Origin of the sequence: Flavobacterium fragile, from assembly GCF_023634865.1 — a bacterium.
In the GTDB taxonomy this organism is placed as follows: Bacteria; Bacteroidota; Bacteroidia; order Flavobacteriales; family Flavobacteriaceae; genus Flavobacterium; species Flavobacterium fragile.
On record NZ_JAMLJN010000018.1, the window covers coordinates 1 to 2346 of the forward strand.

The window sequence follows — 2346 nt, forward strand, 5'->3', positions numbered from 1 at the left end:
GTGTTAAGAAAAACATCAAAAAAAAGAATAAAAAAAGATTACAAAAGGCTTGCGAGAAGAGAAAAGATTACTACTTTTGCACCCGCATTAGAGCAGAAGTTCATACACAAACTGAGGGTTAAACAAGTCGAAAAAAACTTTAAAAAAAGTTAAAAAAAGATTTGGATAATAAAAAGTAAAGTTAGTATCTTTGCCGACCCGAAACTAAGGAATCGGATTGTACAAGTTCTTAAAAATATTGGGTAAGTAGTCAGGAAAAAATAATCAAAAAATTTTTTCAAAAAAGCTTGCCAGATTAAAAAAGAGTTGTACTTTTGCACCCGCTAATCGAAGGAGAGGCGATGATAAAAAAGAATGACACGTTCATAGACATATTGAATTGACAGCACAGAATTACAGCGATGTAATTTTGAAAATAAGAGAGAGTAAGATTTTTCGAGTAAATTGAGAATGACCTAGCGACTTGAGTCGAATAAAACAAGATAGATTTATCTATCAAACAATATACGATGAAGAGTTTGATCCTGGCTCAGGATGAACGCTAGCGGCAGGCCTAACACATGCAAGTCGAGGGGTAGAAGGAGCTTGCTCCTTTGAGACCGGCGCACGGGTGCGTAACGCGTATGCAATCTACCTTATACAGGGGAATAGCCCAGAGAAATTTGGATTAATGCCCCATAGTATTATTGAATGGCATCATTTAATAATTAAAGTTCCAACGGTATAAGATGAGCATGCGTCCCATTAGTTAGTTGGTAAGGTAACGGCTTACCAAGACGATGATGGGTAGGGGTCCTGAGAGGGAGATCCCCCACACTGGTACTGAGACACGGACCAGACTCCTACGGGAGGCAGCAGTGAGGAATATTGGTCAATGGTCGCAAGACTGAACCAGCCATGCCGCGTGCAGGAAGACGGTCCTATGGATTGTAAACTGCTTTTATACAGGAAGAAACCCTCCCACGTGTGGGAGCTTGACGGTACTGTAGGAATAAGGATCGGCTAACTCCGTGCCAGCAGCCGCGGTAATACGGAGGATCCAAGCGTTATCCGGAATCATTGGGTTTAAAGGGTCCGTAGGCGGTCTTATAAGTCAGTGGTGAAAGCCCATCGCTCAACGATGGAACTGCCATTGATACTGTAAGACTTGAATGCTTAGGAAGTAACTAGAATATGTAGTGTAGCGGTGAAATGCTTAGATATTACATGGAATACCAATTGCGAAGGCAGGTTACTACTAAGTGATTGACGCTGATGGACGAAAGCGTGGGGAGCGAACAGGATTAGATACCCTGGTAGTCCACGCCGTAAACGATGGATACTAGCTGTTCGGCGCAAGTTGAGTGGCTAAGCGAAAGTGATAAGTATCCCACCTGGGGAGTACGCACGCAAGTGTGAAACTCAAAGGAATTGACGGGGGCCCGCACAAGCGGTGGAGCATGTGGTTTAATTCGATGATACGCGAGGAACCTTACCAGGGCTTAAATGTAGATTGACAGGACTGGAAACAGTTTTTTCTTCGGACAATTTACAAGGTGCTGCATGGTTGTCGTCAGCTCGTGCCGTGAGGTGTCAGGTTAAGTCCTATAACGAGCGCAACCCCTGTCGTTAGTTGCCAGCGAGTCAAGTCGGGAACTCTAACGAGACTGCCAGTGTAAACTGTGAGGAAGGTGGGGATGACGTCAAATCATCACGGCCCTTACGTCCTGGGCCACACACGTGCTACAATGGTAGGTACAGAGAGCAGCCACTGCGCGAGCAGGAGCGAATCTACAAAACCTATCTCAGTTCGGATCGGAGTCTGCAACTCGACTCCGTGAAGCTGGAATCGCTAGTAATCGGATATCAGCCATGATCCGGTGAATACGTTCCCGGGCCTTGTACACACCGCCCGTCAAGCCATGGAAGCTGGGGGTGCCTGAAGTCGGTGACCGCAAGGAGCTGCCTAGGGTAAAACTAGTAACTAGGGCTAAGTCGTAACAAGGTAGCCGTACCGGAAGGTGCGGCTGGAACACCTCCTTTCTAGAGAAGATTTAAGCCGCGAGGTTTTAATTGAAAGGAAGATATTACTCTCGCTGTTAATTTAAAAAATAAGAAAAAGCAAAGAAAACAGAGTCTCGTAGCTCAGCTGGTTAGAGTACTACACTGATAATGTAGGGGTCGGCAGTTCGAGTCTGCCCGGGACTACTTTTTTAAGCTTTTTTTGAAGGAAATTCTAGAAGTTGGGATTCATAATTCGTAATTCTGAATTCATAATTCTGAATTCAAATTGGGGGATTAGCTCAGCTGGCTAGAGCGCCTGCCTTGCACGCAGGAGGTCATCGGTTCGACTCCGATATTCTCCAC

At 45.1% G+C, this 2346-nt stretch carries 2 tRNA genes and 1 rRNA gene; all 3 read left to right on the plus strand.

The features are described from left to right. Positions 1-506 precede the first annotated feature (506 nt). Positions 507-2022: ribosomal RNA gene (locus tag NAT47_RS12470) — 16S ribosomal RNA — on the plus strand. 91 nt (positions 2023-2113) lie between these two features. After that, positions 2114-2187, plus strand: a tRNA-Ile gene (locus NAT47_RS12475). 84 nt (positions 2188-2271) lie between these two features. Further along, positions 2272-2345: transfer RNA gene (locus NAT47_RS12480), tRNA-Ala, on the plus strand. Position 2346 lies beyond the last annotated feature (1 nt).